The sequence below is a fragment of the Sphingobium olei genome, from assembly GCF_042678845.1.
Classification (GTDB): Bacteria; Pseudomonadota; Alphaproteobacteria; order Sphingomonadales; family Sphingomonadaceae; genus Sphingobium; species Sphingobium olei.
On record NZ_JBHTLS010000134.1, the window covers coordinates 178,860 to 194,832 of the forward strand.

At 66.9% G+C, this 15,973-nt stretch carries 17 protein-coding genes; 9 read left to right on the top strand and 8 right to left on the bottom strand.

Going from position 1 to position 15,973, the window contains the following annotated elements; translation table 11 throughout:
• Positions 1 to 16: 16 nt before the first annotated feature.
• The gene (locus ACFQ24_RS18880; protein WP_380914044.1) at positions 17 to 1,804 is read left to right on the top strand and encodes an ABC transporter transmembrane domain-containing protein; all 1,788 of its coding nucleotides are present in this window, start codon (positions 17 to 19) and stop codon (positions 1,802 to 1,804) included.
• 317 nt (positions 1,805 to 2,121) lie between these two features.
• On the opposite strand, the gene ACFQ24_RS18885 is transcribed toward ACFQ24_RS18880, so the two are convergent.
• The 5 genes from ACFQ24_RS18885 to ACFQ24_RS18905 all read right to left on the bottom strand — a co-directional run bounded on the left by ACFQ24_RS18885 (position 2,122) and on the right by ACFQ24_RS18905 (position 5,220).
• Positions 2,122 to 2,442, bottom strand: a complete 321-nt coding sequence (locus ACFQ24_RS18885) for a PilZ domain-containing protein (protein ID WP_380914384.1) — start codon at positions 2,440 to 2,442, stop codon at positions 2,122 to 2,124.
• A gap of 211 nt (positions 2,443 to 2,653) precedes the next feature.
• A complete protein-coding gene (locus tag ACFQ24_RS18890; protein WP_380914046.1) occupies positions 2,654 to 3,076 on the bottom strand; it encodes an ExbD/TolR family protein in 423 nt (140 codons plus the stop codon).
• 25 nt (positions 3,077 to 3,101) lie between these two features.
• On the bottom strand, positions 3,102 to 3,590 hold the full coding sequence (locus ACFQ24_RS18895; RefSeq protein ID WP_380914048.1) for an ExbD/TolR family protein: 489 nt from the start codon (positions 3,588 to 3,590) through the stop codon (positions 3,102 to 3,104).
• 143 nt (positions 3,591 to 3,733) lie between these two features.
• Positions 3,734 to 4,489 (bottom strand): MotA/TolQ/ExbB proton channel family protein, encoded by a 756-nt coding sequence (locus ACFQ24_RS18900; protein WP_380914050.1) that lies wholly within the window; start codon positions 4,487 to 4,489, stop codon positions 3,734 to 3,736.
• A 71-nt stretch (positions 4,490 to 4,560) separates the two neighbouring features.
• Positions 4,561 to 5,220, bottom strand: coding sequence for an energy transducer TonB (locus tag ACFQ24_RS18905; RefSeq protein WP_380914052.1), 660 nt, complete (start codon positions 5,218 to 5,220; stop codon positions 4,561 to 4,563).
• A gap of 349 nt (positions 5,221 to 5,569) precedes the next feature.
• On the opposite strand from ACFQ24_RS18905, the gene ACFQ24_RS18910 reads away from it, so the two are divergent.
• Both ACFQ24_RS18910 and ACFQ24_RS18915 read left to right on the top strand, forming a co-directional pair.
• Positions 5,570 to 6,346, top strand: a complete 777-nt coding sequence (locus ACFQ24_RS18910; RefSeq protein ID WP_380914054.1) for a hypothetical protein — start codon at positions 5,570 to 5,572, stop codon at positions 6,344 to 6,346.
• 73 nt (positions 6,347 to 6,419) lie between these two features.
• Positions 6,420 to 7,724 (top strand): homoserine dehydrogenase, encoded by a 1,305-nt coding sequence (locus tag ACFQ24_RS18915; RefSeq protein ID WP_380914056.1) that lies wholly within the window; start codon positions 6,420 to 6,422, stop codon positions 7,722 to 7,724.
• Between the two features lie 6 nt (positions 7,725 to 7,730).
• Here the strand turns inward: ACFQ24_RS18915 and ACFQ24_RS18920 are convergent, their stop codons facing one another.
• Positions 7,731 to 8,165 (bottom strand): hypothetical protein, encoded by a 435-nt coding sequence (locus ACFQ24_RS18920; protein ID WP_380914386.1) that lies wholly within the window; start codon positions 8,163 to 8,165, stop codon positions 7,731 to 7,733.
• 144 nt (positions 8,166 to 8,309) lie between these two features.
• On the opposite strand from ACFQ24_RS18920, the gene glpX reads away from it, so the two are divergent.
• Positions 8,310 to 9,311 (top strand): class II fructose-bisphosphatase, encoded by a 1,002-nt coding sequence (glpX, locus tag ACFQ24_RS18925; protein WP_380914388.1) that lies wholly within the window; start codon positions 8,310 to 8,312, stop codon positions 9,309 to 9,311.
• A gap of 7 nt (positions 9,312 to 9,318) precedes the next feature.
• On the opposite strand, the gene ACFQ24_RS18930 is transcribed toward glpX, so the two are convergent.
• Positions 9,319 to 9,696 carry a MerC domain-containing protein gene (locus ACFQ24_RS18930; RefSeq protein WP_380914058.1) on the bottom strand — a complete coding sequence of 126 codons (378 nt, stop codon included), beginning with the start codon at positions 9,694 to 9,696 and terminating at the stop codon, positions 9,319 to 9,321.
• Positions 9,697 to 9,788: 92 nt separating this feature from the next.
• Complete coding sequence (locus ACFQ24_RS18935) at positions 9,789 to 11,567, bottom strand: sensor domain-containing diguanylate cyclase (protein ID WP_380914060.1); 1,779 nt, start codon at positions 11,565 to 11,567, stop codon at positions 9,789 to 9,791.
• A gap of 116 nt (positions 11,568 to 11,683) precedes the next feature.
• On the opposite strand from ACFQ24_RS18935, the gene ACFQ24_RS18940 reads away from it, so the two are divergent.
• From ACFQ24_RS18940 to rsfS, 5 genes are all read left to right on the top strand, one after another.
• Positions 11,684 to 12,856, top strand: a complete 1,173-nt coding sequence (locus ACFQ24_RS18940; protein ID WP_380914062.1) for an aminotransferase — start codon at positions 11,684 to 11,686, stop codon at positions 12,854 to 12,856.
• 62 nt (positions 12,857 to 12,918) lie between these two features.
• A complete protein-coding gene (gene rmuC / locus ACFQ24_RS18945; protein WP_380914064.1) occupies positions 12,919 to 14,367 on the top strand; it encodes a DNA recombination protein RmuC in 1,449 nt (482 codons plus the stop codon).
• A 118-nt stretch (positions 14,368 to 14,485) separates the two neighbouring features.
• A complete protein-coding gene (locus tag ACFQ24_RS18950) occupies positions 14,486 to 14,653 on the top strand; it encodes a hypothetical protein (protein ID WP_380914066.1) in 168 nt (55 codons plus the stop codon).
• A gap of 198 nt (positions 14,654 to 14,851) precedes the next feature.
• Positions 14,852 to 15,481, top strand: a complete 630-nt coding sequence (locus tag ACFQ24_RS18955; protein ID WP_380914068.1) for a nicotinate-nucleotide adenylyltransferase — start codon at positions 14,852 to 14,854, stop codon at positions 15,479 to 15,481.
• Positions 15,482 to 15,493: 12 nt separating this feature from the next.
• Positions 15,494 to 15,883 (top strand): ribosome silencing factor, encoded by a 390-nt coding sequence (gene rsfS, locus ACFQ24_RS18960; protein ID WP_380914070.1) that lies wholly within the window; start codon positions 15,494 to 15,496, stop codon positions 15,881 to 15,883.
• Positions 15,884 to 15,973 lie beyond the last annotated feature (90 nt).

Here is a 15,973-nt window from a genome sequence, read left to right on the forward strand (position 1 = left end):
TGCTAAGCGCGCTTCCATGCAGGACGATCCGCAAAGCCCGCCGCCCGTGAAGGACCGCCCCGCGCTGGGGAGCCTCGCCATGTTGTGGCGGTTCGCGCGCCGCTATCCCGGCCGCATCGCCGCCGCGCTCGCCGCGCTGATCCTGTCCTCGGCGGCGACGCTCGGCATACCCAGCGGCTTTCGGCTGGTGATCGATCGCGGTTTCATGGGCGGCGGCGACATCAATCGCTGGTTCGAATATCTGCTGATGATCGTGGTCGTGCTGGCGATCGCCAGCGCGCTGCGCTTCTATTTCGTGTCCTGGCTGGGCGAGCGCGTCGTCGCCGACATCCGCAGCGCCACCCAGGCCAATCTGCTGCGGCAGGCACCCCGCTTCTTCGAGGAGAACCGCCCGTCCGAAATCGCGTCCCGCATGACCGCCGACACCGCCATCGTGGAGCAGGTGGTCGGGTCCACCGTGTCGGTCGCGCTGCGCAACCTCGTCACCGGGATCGGCGGGCTCATCTATCTCTTCGTGCTCGCGCCCAAGCTGGCGGCGCTGCTGCTGCTCGGCATCCCGCTTATCCTAGCCGTGCTCATCGGCCTCGGCCGCCGGGTGCGCGGCCTCTCCCGTGCCAGCCAGGACCGGCTGGCGGATGTCGGCACCGTCACCAGCGAGGTGCTGGGCGCGATGAAGATCGTGCAGGCCTTCGGACAGGAAGCGCGGGAGGCGGGACGCTTCGATGCGACCGTCGAGCGCGGGTTCGCGACCGCCCGCGCCCGCATCCGGCTGCGCGCCGTGATGACCGCCATGGTCATCGCGCTGGTCTTCGGATCGATCACCGCGGTCATGTGGCAGGGCGCGCTGGACGTCGCGGCCGGCAATCTGTCGGGCGGCAGCATCGCCGCCTTCGTGCTGACCGGCGGGCTGGTGGCCGGCGCGTTCGGCTCGCTGTCGGAAAGCTGGGGCGACCTGCTGCGCGGCGCGGGCGCCGCCAGCCGGCTGGACGAGTTGATGACCGCCACACCCGACATCGTCGCGCCCGCCAGCCCCCGGTCGATCCCGGCCAGCGATCAGGGCGCGCAGCTGCGCTTCGACGATGTCCATTTCCACTATCCTACCCGGCCCGACCAGCCGGCTCTGCACGGCCTGTCCTTCACCGTAAACCCGGGCGAGACGGTCGCGATCGTCGGCCCGTCCGGCGCGGGCAAGTCGACCTTGATCCAGCTGGCGCAGCGCTTCTACGATCCCAACAGCGGCGTTGTCAGCCTGAACGGGGTGCCGCTGCCGGAGGCCGATCCGGCCGATCTGCGCACGATGATGGCGATGGTGCCGCAGGACAGCGTGATCTTCGCCGCGTCCGCGCGGGACAATCTGCGCTACGGCCGGTGGGACGCGACCGACGATCAGGTCTGGGACGCCGCGCGCTCCGCCAATGCAGAATCCTTCCTACGCGCTCTGCCGCAGGGGCTCGACACCTATTTGGGCGAAGGCGGCGCGCGCCTTTCGGGGGGCCAGCGGCAGCGCCTGTCCATTGCCCGCGCCTTGCTTCGCGACGCGCCGCTGCTGCTGCTGGACGAGGCTACCTCCGCGCTCGATGCCGAATCGGAGCGGCTGGTGCAGGACGCCCTCGCCCGGCTGGTGCGCGGCCGCTCCACCATCGTGATCGCCCACCGGCTCGCCACGGTCCGCGCGGCGGATCGCATCATCGTCATGGATGAAGGCCACATCGTGGAGGAAGGTGACCATAACGCGCTCGTCGCACGAGGCGGCCTCTATGCCCGCCTCGCCAGCCTCCAGTTCCAGGACGCGCCGGTCGCCTGATCGGAGCGGGCCGCCCGGGCTTCTTGAAGGCGAGGGGGTGCGTTGGACCCGCTCGCTGGCCCCGGGGAAACAATGTTGGATGCCGCGACCGCCTTTGACGGCGAGAATGACGGAGCGTGAGGACACGAGCGATTTGTCGCTCGCCTGTTGAGCCGGTCAAACAGGCTCAACGGGCACCAGGCACGTCGCATCGTGCGCGATTCATTCTCGCGGGCCGCAGAGGGAAGAGATGGGCTGCGCCGTCCGCACGAGCATGGGCCATGCAGCGCCCACCAATGCTCAATTGGACCGCCGCCGCGGCAACCGCCTATCCGATGTCAGCCGTTCAGGCTGATCTTCACGATATGGTCGAGGATGGCGGGATGCAGCGGCCGTTCGAAGGCGCAGCCGGATTCGTGCGCGCGGGTCCAGGTGACTCGGGCACGACGCCCTTCAAAGCCGGGCAGCATGATCCAGATGTCATCGCCCAAATTCAGCTTCATGAAGCTCTGCAGCCGAAAACCGCTGACGGAGACATCGGCTATATGGCTGGAAAACCAGGTTTCTCCCGGTCGGCGCACCTTGACCGCCATCCGCACGCGCCGACGCTCGGCCGCGCGATCCTGTCGATCATAATCCTGCTGCGCTTCTCCGCCCATGGTCCGTCGTCGCATCACGTTGATCCCGCATTGTCGCGGATCACGGTTAACAATCGGTCAACGCGGTGCCCGCTCCGCACATTCCGTATCCGAAACGAAAAAGGGCCGCCCGAAGGCGACCCTTTGCATATGGCTTCTGCCGTCTGGTCCGGCCACCCCGCCTGACAAGCGGGAAGTCTTGGCGTCGGCCGGGCGTGCCGAACGTCAGCGGTCAGAAACTGCCATATTGTTCGTTGCCGACGAAACCCAGCTTGGTCACGCCTGCGCGCTTGATCTCCGCCAGCACCTCGTCGACGACCACATAGCGGGTCGCGGCGTTGGGCTGGAACTGGAGTTCCGGCTCGACCGGCAGGCGCAGCGACTGCTGCAGATACTGACGCAGGGTCAGCAGGTCGATCGGCGACCCGTTCCAGGTGATGATGCCACCCGCGTCGATCGCGACCTTGTTCTTGACCGGGTCGATCACGCTGTCCGTGGGCGGCGCATTCTGCGGCAGGTCGATCTTCACCGCGTGGGTCTGGATCGGAATGGTGATGATGAACATGATGAGGAGAACGAGCATGACGTCGATCAACGGCGTCGTGTTCATTTCCACCATCGGTTCGCCGTCATCGCGGCCGGCGCTCATAGCCATTGCAAATGCTCCTTATGCGGGCCGATCAGAGGCGGACGGTGCCCGAACCGGGTTCCGGCTCGGAAATGAAGCCCACCTTCGGGAAACCGGCGCGCTGCATCGTGTAGATGGTGCCGCCGATGCACCGATAGGGGGTATTGATGTCGCCGCGGATATGCACTTCGGGCAGGTCTTCCGGCGTCAGATTTTCGACGCCACCGGCCTTCTTGATGTCCGCTTCGAGCTTGGCGACGGCGCGGTCGAGCAGTTCGCTCGAATTGACCGGGGTCATGCCCCAGAAAACCGCACAGCTCCCGTCGGAACCTGTCGTAACCGAGAGGGACACATTTTCCGGCTTCGTCGTGGTCGGCTCGAACGCCACCTTGGGAAGCTGCAGATCGACCGTCTGGACGACGACCGGGACCGCGATGAGAAAGATGATGAGCAACACCAGCATGACGTCGACGAGCGGCGTCGTGTTGATGTCGGACATCGGCTTGTCGTCACCGCCGTCGGAGCCAACACTCATTGCCATTGATACTATCCTAACCTTGGTGTCGTTGGCGCCCCGTCATGACCTGGTGGCGCCAGGCCGAAAGGGTGCGGGGGCCTTAGTCGGTCGGGGAGCCGGGCGGTCGCAGCCGCCGCCCGGTCCCGTAACCGGCGTCCTGAGACCGATCAGGCCTTGGTCGGCGCAGCAGCCGGCTTGGCAGCCGGAGCGGCGACGGCCGGAGCAACGGTCGGCTTCACGGCGCCGTCCGAAACCAGATAGGCCAGCAGGTCGACGGTGAAGCCGTTCAGCTGCTCCGAGATCGCCTTGTTGCGGCGCTGCAGGAAGTTGTAGGCAAGCACCGCGGGAACGGCGACGGCCAGACCCAGCGCGGTCATGATCAGAGCTTCACCGACCGGGCCGGCGACGGCGTCGATCGAGGCCTGACCGGCGGCGCCGATCTTGATGAGCGCGCGGTAGATGCCGATAACCGTACCGAACAGACCGATGAACGGCGAGGTCGAACCCACGGTGGCGAGGAACGCCAGGCCGCCGTTCAGCGACGAGTTGATCGCGCCTTCCGAACGGGCGAGCGAACCGTGCAGCCAGTCATGCGCTTCGACCGGATCCTTCAGCTTGCCATGCTCTTCCTGAGCCTTGATGCCGTCGTCGACGATCTGCTTGTAGGCCGAGTTCTTTTCGAGCTTGGCCGACGCTTCCTTCAGCGAACCGGAGCGCCAGAAGGTCGCACGAACCTTCTTACCCTGGTTGATCACCTTCTGCTGTTCGATCAGCTTGGTGAACAGAATGTAGAAGGTGCCCACCGACATGGCGCACAGGATGATGAAGACGGTCCAGGCGATGGTGCCGCCCTGTTCCAGGGCTTCCATCAGACCATAGGGGTTTTCCGGCTTGGGAGCCGCAGCTGCGAGATACATCAACATGTTCAAGACTTCCCTCTCAATGAGATCAAGCTAGGCGGGGCGGCGCCCGGCGCGCGCCCGCCGATTTTCCATTATTCCGGCAGGCGCCAGGTGATACGGCCGTTGTACGTGTCCGCCATCGGCTGCCCGTCACTGCCTGTCGCCGGCTTGAAGCGCGCGCGGCGCGGCAGCAGGCGGCAGGTCGCTTCGTCAAGGTCGGGATGCCCGGTCGACGACGTGATGGTGCAGTTGGTGACACGGCCGTCAGCGCCGATTTCCAACCGGAAACCAGCCGTACCCGAACGTTCCTCGCGCTGCGCGCGGCTCGGATAGTCGGCGTCGCTGAGCCAGCTTCCCGGTGCGCCACGCGGCGAAGCGCGGGTGGCGGCGACGGGCGGCGGCGGCGGAGCCGGCGGCGGCGGCGGTGCGGCGACCGGAACCGGGTTGAACACCGGCGGGGGCGTCCTCACGGTCTGGATCGGCGGCGCGGGAGCCGGGGTCTGAACGATCGGCGGCGGAGCGACGACCGGCGGCGGCTCGACCGGCTGGTCTGGCGGCGGCGGCGGCGGCTCCTCGTCGGGTGGCGGCGGTTCCTCTTTCACGTCGATCACGTTCAGCTGTTCCGCCGCCTTTTTGACATATTTCATGCCAAGACCGGTGACGAAGGCATAGCCGAGAACAGCGTGAATCAGGGCGACGATGACGATCGATATCGTGCGACTCGATCCTTGCGAGTGGTCAGCATAGGCCATTCGGCAACGACACTCCTTAATTCAACTTACCAGTGGTTTATACAAATCAGCCAAAAACGACCCTAGCCGACCGGGGAATCCCGATCACCTTTGGCCCCTATCCGTTCATTTGCTACCGACCAAACTCCTATCGCGGCGCATCGTGGCACGCAAACGCTTTATCGATTTCCTCATTTGCGTTTACCATTTCACATTGGAATGACTTGCCTGTGACATCCTTGCCACGGGCTGAAACCATAGGACGAACTGCGTGACGAAATCCTCCACCCGCCTCTTGAAACTCGGCGCGGCCTGCCTAATTTCCGCCGCATATTCCGCGGTTTTCCCGGCCTTTGGGCAGCAACCGCGAATGGTAGCGTCACCAGCGGGCGCTGCCGCCGGCCTGTCCTATGCCGACATCGTCGACCTTGCCGACGGTGCGCCGCTCGTCGCCAATGTGCGAATCCGCAACATCATCCCGTTGAAGCCCGATCAAGCCGGAACGGTCCCGTCGGGGCGAAAAAGACTGTTCGTCGAAGCGGAAGTGACCGGGTTGATTCGCGGTGAATCGGGCATCGCGCCGATCGTCACCTATCTGTATGATGCCCCCCTGGATGCGCGGGGCAAGACACCCAAATATAAGAAGGCGCAGATGATCGTCTTCGCCCGTTCCGGCACCCGTCCCGGCGAAATCCAGCTCATAGCACCCGACGCGCAGATTCCGGCCACGGCGGAAGAGCTTTCCCGCGTGAAGGCCATCCTCGCCGCCCTGGTGGCTCCGGATGCGCCGCCCCGGATCCTGGGCCTTGGCGACGCCTTCCATGTCGCCGGCACGATCGCGGGCGAAGGCGAGACGCAGATCTTCCTGCGCACCGAAAATGGCGATCCCGTCTCCCTTTCGATCATCCGCCGCCCCGGTCAGCCGCCGCGCTGGGCAGTCGCGCTTGGCGAAATCGTGGATGAGGCCGCCCGCGCGCCCGAACCCGGCAGCCTGCTCTGGTACAGGCTCGCCTGCGCGCTGCCGCCCGCTCTGCCGCCCTCGTCCGTCCGCGCTCTCGCCCCTGCGGATGCGGACGCCGCGCGCGCCGACTATGCCCTGGTGATCGATGCGCTCGGCCCCTGCGGGCGCACCCGCACGAAGGGCTGACGCGCTTTTCCTTGGACAGCCCGGTTCGGGCCGCTATCAGCGCGGCGTCGGCAAATCAGGGAAAGACATCGCCATGACCAATCTCCACCGCCATGCCCCGCTGCGCGTCGCGCTTGTCGGCCTCGGCACGGTGGGCGGCGGCGTCATTCGCCTGCTGGAAACAAATGGCGACCTGATCGCGCGCCGCGCCGGATGCCCGATCCAGGTTGTCGCCATCTCCGCGCGCGACCGGAACAAGGATCGCGGCGTCGATCTGTCCCGCTACGAATGGGTCGACGACATGACGACGCTCGCCGCGCGCGACGATGTCGATGTCGTGGTGGAACTGATCGGCGGGTCGGACGGCCCGGCCCTCACCCTTGCGCGCCAGTGCCTCGCCGCCGGCAAGCCCTTCGTCACCGCCAACAAGGCGATGCTGGCGCATCATGGTCTGGACCTCGCGCGCGTCGCCGAACAGGGCGGCATCGCGCTTAAATATGAAGCGGCGGTGGCGGGCGGCATCCCGGTCATCAAGGGGATGCGCGAAGGCGCGGCGGCCAACGAGATTTCCCGCGTCTACGGCATCCTCAACGGCACCTGCAACTACATCCTGACCACCATGGAAAAGGAAGGCCGCGACTTCCAGGAGGTGCTCAAGGAAGCGCAGGATCTGGGCTATGCAGAGGCCGACCCCAGCTTCGACATCGACGGCGTGGATGCCGCGCACAAGCTGACCATCCTCGCCAGCCTCGCCTTCGGCACGGAACTGGACTTCGGCGCGGTCGCGACCACCGGCATCCGCCATGTCATCGCTGCCGACATCGCCGAAGCCGCCGCCTTGGGCTTCCGCATCCGCCTCGTCGGCATGGCGCAGAATGGGCCGGAGGGGCTTTTCCAGCGCGTCCATCCGATGCTGGTGCCGCTGGACCACCCGCTCGCCCATGTCGACGGTTCGCTCAACGCCGTGGTGGCGGAGGGGAATTTCGTCGGCCGCCTCTTCTTCCAAGGGCGCGGCGCGGGCGAAGGCCCCACCGCGTCGGCCGTGGTCGCGGACCTCATCGACGTGGCGCGCGACGAATATGGCGACGCCTTCGCCATGCCGGTGGCCGCACTCGCGCCCCAGCACACCGCAGACGCCGGCGCACGCGTCGGCCGCGCCTATCTGCGCTTCAAGGTGCAGGATCGCCCCGGTGTTCTCGCAGAGATCGCGGCAGCGACCCGCGACGCCGGCGTGTCGATCGAATCGATGATCCAGCGCGGCGCCAATCAGGCGGACGGCGTGCTGGTCGCCATCGTCACCCATGCGGGCGAGGAACGCTGCGTGCGCGAGACGCTGGAACGGCTCGCCGGCTCCGACAGCCTGCTGGACGCGCCGATGGTGATGCATATTCTCGACTGAGCCGAGTCAGCGCGGCGTCGCGCCCTTGAAGCGATCGGGCAGAGGCGGCGGCGGTTCAAGGTCCGCGTCGGGATCGACGACCGCCACGGCCGCCTTCGCCAGCGCGCCTATCGCCTGGAACACTGGCAGCCCGCCAGTGCAGCCCGCGCCTTGCCCGCCGACCACCCCGCATGCGCCCTGCCGCACCTGCGCTGCGGAAGCACGGGGCGGCTCGCCCCGCACCGGCACCCCCTCCTCCGGCTCGCGTGGCAGCGGCAACCGCTGCTTCGCGTTCCGTTCCGCCCGGCTCCCGCACACGACGATGGCATTGCCGCTCCGGTCGCAGGGCCGCACCACCCGCGTCTTGTCGCGATAGGCCGCCATCAGCGGATCCTCCGCCTCTTGCGCCTGCGCGGCGGAGGCGGGGAGAAGGAGGGCAAGGATCGGCAGCGCGACACGCATCGCCGCCAAGAACAGCAGCCAATCATGGCTCCATTATGGCCGCGTCTCAAGACCCACAGACCCTACGCGCGGGCCTTCGCTCGCTCGACAAGCGGGGGCGGAGCCCCTATCGCCAGCGCCGCAACGATAAAGACCGGGATGAAGATGATGCAGGCCGATTCGACGCTTGACCGTGTGCTGGTGCTCGAAATGGTACGCGTGACCGAGGCCGCCGCCATCGCCGCGTCGAAGCTGGTGGGACGCGGCGATGAGAAAGCCGCCGATGCCGCCGCGGTCGAGGCGATGCGCCTCGCCTTCAACGACCTCTATATGGACGGCACCGTGGTCATCGGCGAGGGCGAGCGGGACGAGGCGCCCATGCTGTACATCGGGGAGAAGGTGGGCAGCGCGATCGGAACCGGACCGAAGATCGACATCGCGCTCGATCCGCTGGAGGGCACGACGATCACGGCCAAGGCTGGCCCGAACGCACTTGCTGTCCTTGCCATCGCGGAGGAAGGCGGGCTGCTCAATGCGCCGGACGTCTATATGGAAAAGCTCGCCATCGGCCCCGGCTACCCTGAAGGCACGATCGACCTCAACCGCTCCGTGCGCGACAATGTGGAGGCGGTGGCGAAGGTCAAGGGCGTCGACCCGCACGACATCATCGTGTGCGTGCTGGACCGGCCGCGCCACGAAAAGCTGATCGGGGAGCTGCGCGCCATCGGCTGCGGCATCATGCTGATCCCGGACGGCGACGTAGCCGGCGTGATCGCCACCACCAATCCCGAAACCACGATCGACATCTATATGGGATCAGGCGGCGCGCCCGAAGGCGTGCTCGCCTGCGCGGCGCTGCGCTGCGTGGGCGGCCAGTTCAAGGGCCGGCTGCTGTTCCGCAACGATGACGAGCGCGCCCGCGCGCGCAAATGGGGCATCACCGATCTCGACCGCGTCTACGACCTTAAGGATCTGGCGAAGGGCGACTGCATCTTCGCGGCCACGGGCGTGACCGACGGATCGCTGCTCGCCGGGGTCAAGCGCCTGCCCGGCGGCCGGCTGACGACGCAGAGCGTGGTGATGCGCGCCAGCACCGGCACGGTGCGCTGGGTCAAGGGCGAGCACCGGCTCGGCCACAAGGGCCTGCTCGACAATAAGGAAGCGTGAGAAGCGACTACCGCCCGGCGCGGTGGTTGAGGTCGTGACCCAGCGCCAGGATGCCGACACCGATCAGCGTGTAAAGGCTTTCCTGCGCGCCATGATCCATCGTCAGCGCGCCCGCCATCACGCCCAGGCCCAGCGATCCGATGGCGGCCGGCATCATGAAACCGTGGACGATCGCGCCATGGCCCAGCGCCACCGCGCCCAGCAGGATCGCGATCACCAGTCCCGCCTCATGAAAGATCGGGCTTTCGAACAGCCCGCCCGCCGACGCCAGCAGGCCAAGGACGACGGCGGTGACGAAACAATGCGCCACGCACAGCCCCGACAGCGCGATCGCGAAGCGGTCGATTCGTCCGGACATCAGGGCATGGCGCAGGGTCATTTTCATGGCTTGGCGCTACATAGGCCAGCAGGCATGAAGTTACAACATATCATCCGTCTTTTTTGACGAGCCGGCAGCCGCCTGCCTCGGCCTCCCTCTCAGGCCGCCAGCCTCAGGCAATTGCGACCGCTATGCTTGGCGCGATAGAGCGCCTTGTCGGCCGCCTCAAGCATGGCGGACCGGTCGGCACCAGGCGCCAGCGCGACCAGGCCCGCACTGAAGGTGATGCGGATCGATTCGTTTTCGCCCACTGGCGTCGGTTCGGCCACGATCGCGCGTAGCCGCTCGCACAGCCGCGCGGCGCGATCGAGGTCGCTGTCGGTCAGCAGCACCGCGAACTCCTCGCCCCCCAGCCGCCCGACGCTGTCGCCGCCGCGCAAGCCCGAGCGGAGCCGCTCGACGAAGACGCTCAGCACCTGATCGCCCGCGCCATGGCCGTGGCGGTCGTTCACAGTCTTGAAATGGTCGATGTCGATCAGCAGCAGGCTTGACCGCGCGCCTCCGCTCATCCGGTCGATTTCCTGGTCCAGCTTTTCCAGGAAGGCGCGGCGGCTGTCCGCCCCGGTCAGCGAATCACGGGCGGCGACCTGTTGCAGCGCGTGCTGGCGCGCCTTGTGCCGGGATATGTCGCGAATGATGCTGACCGCGCCGTTCGGGTCGCCGCGCTCGTCGACGACGGCCCGCGTCACCATTTCGCACCATTGGAAATCGCCTTCGGGCAGAAACGGCCGGAATTCGACCTTGTGCGCGCTGCCCGGCTGGGTGATCGCGCGATGCTGCGCGGCAATCACGCCGGCACGGTCATCCGGGTGGACCAGATCCGCCGCCGGCTCCCCGACCAGCAGGTCCGGCGCGCAGCCGATCTGCTCATGGGCGCTGGGCGAGGCATAGCGGATCAGCCCGCCCGCATCGATGTTGAGCACCACGTCGCCGCTATGCTCGGCGATGGCGCGGAACTGCGCCTCGCTTTCCAGCAGCATGGCGAACAACCGCCGCCGCGCGTTCAGCTCGGCCGCGACCGGCATGCACAGCAGGAAGCTGACGGCGACGTAGAATTGCAGGAACTGCACCCGCTCCCCGGTGGTCCCGGCGATCAGCGTCAGCGGCCCGATGCCCGACATGGTCGCTGCGCCTCCGATCATGGCGAGGATGATGACGGAGGCGGCCGCACCAAGAGGCCCGACGCGAAAGGCGATCAGCACCAGCGGCAGCAGCGGCGCGAACAGCATCGGATAGCGTGCCAAGTAGAAGACATGCAGACACGCCAGGGTGAACAGTGACAGCAGAAGTACCGCTTCCACCGTGGCGCGCGGCGACGTCTGCCGCAGCCAGCGCCGCAGGTCGCCCTGCAACAGCATGATCAGGATGGGCGTGAAGGTCAGGCCGCCCAGCGCATGGCCGGTATACCATTGCAGGAAGGACGCGGCGAACGGCACGGGCGTCAGCTGCGACGCGACCGTCGCCGCCAGCAGGCCCGTCACTACGTCCGCCACGCCGCACAAGGCCAGGATGAAGACCAGCAGCGGCCGGACCGATCCCGTCACCCGATGGTCCGGAACGAAGCGACGGCACAGGATCGCGACGATCAGCGATTCGATCATGTTGATCGCGGCCATCGGCACGGCGGCCAGCGGCCCCATCCCGAACAGCGTCGTGGCGGCCGTGCTCGCAACCGCGCAGGCGATCACGGCGCGGAGCCAGTGCGCCTTGCGAGAGGTCAGCAACTCCGCCATCAGAAAGGCGTTGGCCGCCCATATGAAGGCCAACCCGCCTTCGAAGCGCGACACCATCAGCGCGACGCTCGCCGCCATGAAATAGACGCTGCCGATCAGCAGGGTCGTAAGTGCAGCTGGATGACGGAGAACGGGCCGGGACATGATCGGCTTCTCCTACGCCGCCATGCTTAATATTGTCCTATCGCGCCCGGTCGCCCACCCGGGCCGCACGCTCTCGCGCCTGTGGACGCCGCGTCGCCAGCCGCTATGCTGCGCGCATGACCCATGCCGCCTACGGCCATCCCGTCTACCGGGACATGCCCACCACCATCTTCGAACATATGTCGGCCCGGGCGCGGGACACGGGCGCGATCAATCTGGGACAGGGTTTCCCCGAACATCCCGGCCCGCCCGAGATACTGGCGGCGGCGGCCGACGCGATGCTCCACCGCTCCAGCCAGTATCCGCCGATGGCCGGCCTGCCCGAACTGCGCGCCGCCGTGGCCGACCATTATGCCCGCCATCAGGGGCTCGACCTTGCCGCGCAGGAGGTCATCGTCACGTCGGGCGCGACCGAGGCGATCGCCGCGAGCCTGCTGGCGCTGGTCCGGCCGGGGGACGAGGTACTGATGCTCGCGCCGCTCTACGACGCCTATCTGCCGCTGGTGCAGCGCGCGGGCGGCGTGGCGAAGGTGGTACGGCTCACCCCGCCCGACTGGCGCATCACGAAAGAAGCGCTGGAGGCGGCGATCACGCCGCGCACCCGCATCCTTCTGATGAACAATCCGGTCAATCCCGCCGGCACGGTCATCCGGCGGGAGGAGCTGGCGCTGCTCGCCGGCCTCTGCGTCGCGCACGACCTTGTCGCCATCTGCGACGAGGTATGGGAACATCTGACCTATGACGGCGTGCTGCATCGCCCGCTGATCGGCTTTCCGGGGATGCGGGATCGCACGGTCAAGATCGGATCGGCGGGCAAGATCTTCGCCGTCACCGGCTGGAAGGTGGGGTGGATGTGCGCCGCGCCGCCGCTCGCCACGCTGCTCGCCCGCGCGCACCAGTTCCTCACCTTCACCACGCCGCCTGCCCTGCAATGGGCGGTGGCGGAAGGGCTGGCCTATCCCGATGCCTGGTTCGCGGACCAGCGCGCCGCCTGCCAGGCCTCGCGCGACCGTCTCGCCACCGGCCTTGCCGCCGCCGGCTATGCCGTCCAGCCCAGCGCCGCAACCTGGTTCCTGTCCATAGGCCTGCCCGCCTCCGGCATCGTCATGGACGATCTTACCTTCTGCGAACGGATCATCGCGGAAGCCGGGGTCGCCGCAATCCCCTTCTCCGTCTTCTATCCGGCCGATCCGGTGACGCATCTGGTGCGCCTCTGCTTCTCCAAGTCCGACGACACGCTCGACCGCGCGATCGATCGCCTCGCCGCTTTCCGCGCCGCCATAGCCTGACGGGACTTGCGGGCGGGACGGCCGCCGGGTAAGTTCCCGTTTCGTTCCTTTGAAAGATTGATATGGACAGCCTCGCCGCCCTCTTCATCGTCATCGCGCTGCTGGCAGGCCTCGCCGCCGGCTGGCTGCTGCGGGGCAAGGCGACCGCTTCGCTGGCGGCGGAAAAGGCGGATCTGGCCGGCCGTCTCGACACCGCCACGGCGCAGCGCAACGCGGCCATCGCCGAACTGGCGGTGGAACAGGAGCGCGTCGCGCAGGCGGGCGCGCAGCTTGCCCGGCTCGAATCAGCCCAGGCCGACGCTGCCCGCCATCTCGACCAGGTTCGCGCCGAGCGGGAAGCGGCGCTGCGTGATCTTGCCGCGCTCCAGTCCGACATTCAGGCGCGCACCCAGGCGTTCGACGCGCAGATCGCCGCGCTGAAAGACGCCAAGGAGCAGCTTTCCGCCCAGTTCAGCGAGATCGGCGGACGCCTGCTCGAATCGGCGCAGGCGCAATTTCTCACCCGCGCCGACCAGCGTTTCGCGCAGGCGAACGAGAAGAGCGAGGCGCAGCTCAAATCGCTGCTCAACCCCGTCGAAACCACGCTCAAACGCTATGAAGAGGGCCTCGCGCGGGTCGAGAAGGATCGCGTCGGCAGCTATGCCGAACTGCGCGAGGCGATCGCTGCGGTCCATGCCGGCCAGGGACAGGTGCGGGAGGAAACCGCCAAGCTCGTCAACGCGCTGCGCGCCGCGCCCAAGACGCGCGGCCGCTGGGGCGAGCAGCAGTTCAAGAACCTGATCGAGACCGCCGGCCTCTCCCCCTTCGTCGATTTTCAGGAGGAAGTGTCCGTCGCGGTGGAAGAAGGCAGGCTGCGTCCCGACTTCGTGATCCGCCTGCCCGGCGACCAGCAGCTGGTGGTCGACGTCAAATGCTCGCTGGAGGCCTATCTCAACGCCGTCGATTCGGTCGATAACCCGACTCGCGAGCGCTTCCTTGCCGATCATGCCCGCGCGGTGCGCACCCATGCCGACGCGCTGGGGCGCAAGGCCTATTGGGAACAGTTCGCCAAGGCGCCCGACTTCGTCATCATGTATGTGCCCGGCGACAATTTCGTCACCGCCGCGCTCGAAGCCGACATGGACTTGTGGGAACGCGCTGCGCGCAACCGCGTCATCATCTGCGGCCCCGCCACCTTCCTCCCCCTCGCCCGCACCCTCGCAGGGCATTGGCGGCAGGCGCGGATGCAGGAACAGGCGCAACAGGTCGGCCAGCTCGGCAAGGAGCTTTACGAGCGGTTGTCGGTCGCCGCGACGCATCTCAAGCGGCTCGGTTCCGGGCTCAACAGCGCGGTCGCCAATTATAACAGTTTCGTCGGCAGCTTCGAAACGCGAGTCCTGTCCACCGGCCGCAAGTTCCGCGATCTCGACATCGAGACGGGCGGCAAGGAGATCGAGGCGATGGAGCCGCTCGACGTGATCGCACGCGATTCCCAGTCGGACGAAGCCAGGGCACTGCCAGCTGCCGAATGACATCGGCGCCTTGGCGCCCAAGTCTTGACTGCGGCCGGAACATCCCGCCACGCCCGGCGTATCTCTGGCAAATGCCGGAAGACATCCTTGTCTTCCGGCAATCGAATCGGAGAATGCCATGTGGAAGGCCATCAACCTGCGCCGGCCGCTGCGGAAGTGGCCGGCCGTGGAACCGCAGCCACCGGACGTGCGGCCGACGATCGACAATCCCTTCGCCGACCTGATGGAGAAGCTCGACCGCATCCCCTATCAGCGTCGTCGCCGCACGGCTCTGAGCGGCGGCTGAGCGAGCGTCGCGTGTGTCCTATTCGCGCGGATTGCATTATGTCAAAGGCATCATCTGCCCTCCCTGCCGCGCAAGTTAATGTCCAACACTTGCAATCTTATGCGCAATTCTACGGGACATATGCGAAGTTAAGCGCCGCATTTCCTATTCCTGGCTCTCCGCGTTGCCGCCCGGCTTTCATGCTGCCATGAAGGCGACATGACACGCATCGGCCTGCTCGGCGGCTCCTTCAATCCGGCGCATGGCGGCCACCGCGCCATCTCCCTCTTCGCGCAGAAAGCCCTTAACCTCGACGAAGTCTGGTGGCTTGTCTCGCCCGGCAATCCGCTGAAGCCCGCCAAGGGCATGGCCCCCCTCCCCGCCCGCCTCGCCCGCGCATGCGCAGTCGCCCGTCGCACGCCGATTCGGCCCACCGCGATCGAGCGCCATCTCGGCACCCGTTATACCGTGGATAGCGTCAAGGCCCTTACCCGCCGCTACCCGCGCCGCCGCTTCATCTGGCTGATGGGTGCGGACAATCTGGCGCAATTCAGCCGATGGCGCGACTGGCGCGGGATCGCGCGACATATGCCCATTGCGGTGATCGCCCGTCCGGGTTATGATGCAGGTGCCCGTGGCTCTGCGGCCATGAGCTGGCTGCGGCGCTTCGTCCGGCCCGCGCGCCAGAGTGCAGACTGGACGAATTGGAGAGTGCCGGCGCTCGTGCTATTGCGCTTCCGCCCTGATCCAAGATCGGCGACCCTGCTGCGGCAGGCGGACCCCCTCTGGCATCGCGAATATGAAGCAACGCGTGTGCGCGACCCGCTCACGCGCCGGTACGTCATCTAGATTGGAGTATATTTGTCTAACCCCGCCCCCGCCAACGATACGGTGTCGAACGCCGAATCCGTGGCCGCCCTGCACGCCCTTGTCATGCAGTCGCTCGACGACGACCAGGCGCAGGAAACCGTCTCCATCCCGCTGGAAGGCAAGAGCAGCATCGCCGATCATATGGTGATCGCGAGCGGCCGCTCGTCGCGCCAGGTCGCGGCGATGGCCCAGCATCTGGCGGAAAAGATCAAGAAGGAAACGGGCCGCTCCGCGCGGGTCGAGGGCCTTCCGGTCGCCGACTGGGTGCTGATCGACGCGGGCGACGTGATCGTCCACCTGTTCAAGCCCGAAGTGCGCAGCTTCTACAATCTGGAACGCATGTGGGGCTTCGTCGACGCCCCGGTGGCGGGCAACGCCTGATCGCGCCGTCTCATGCGGACCCGGCATGCTGAACTTGTTTCAGCATGCATTTCGCCACGCGCATCCTGCTTTCGATGCGCGATGTCGTAG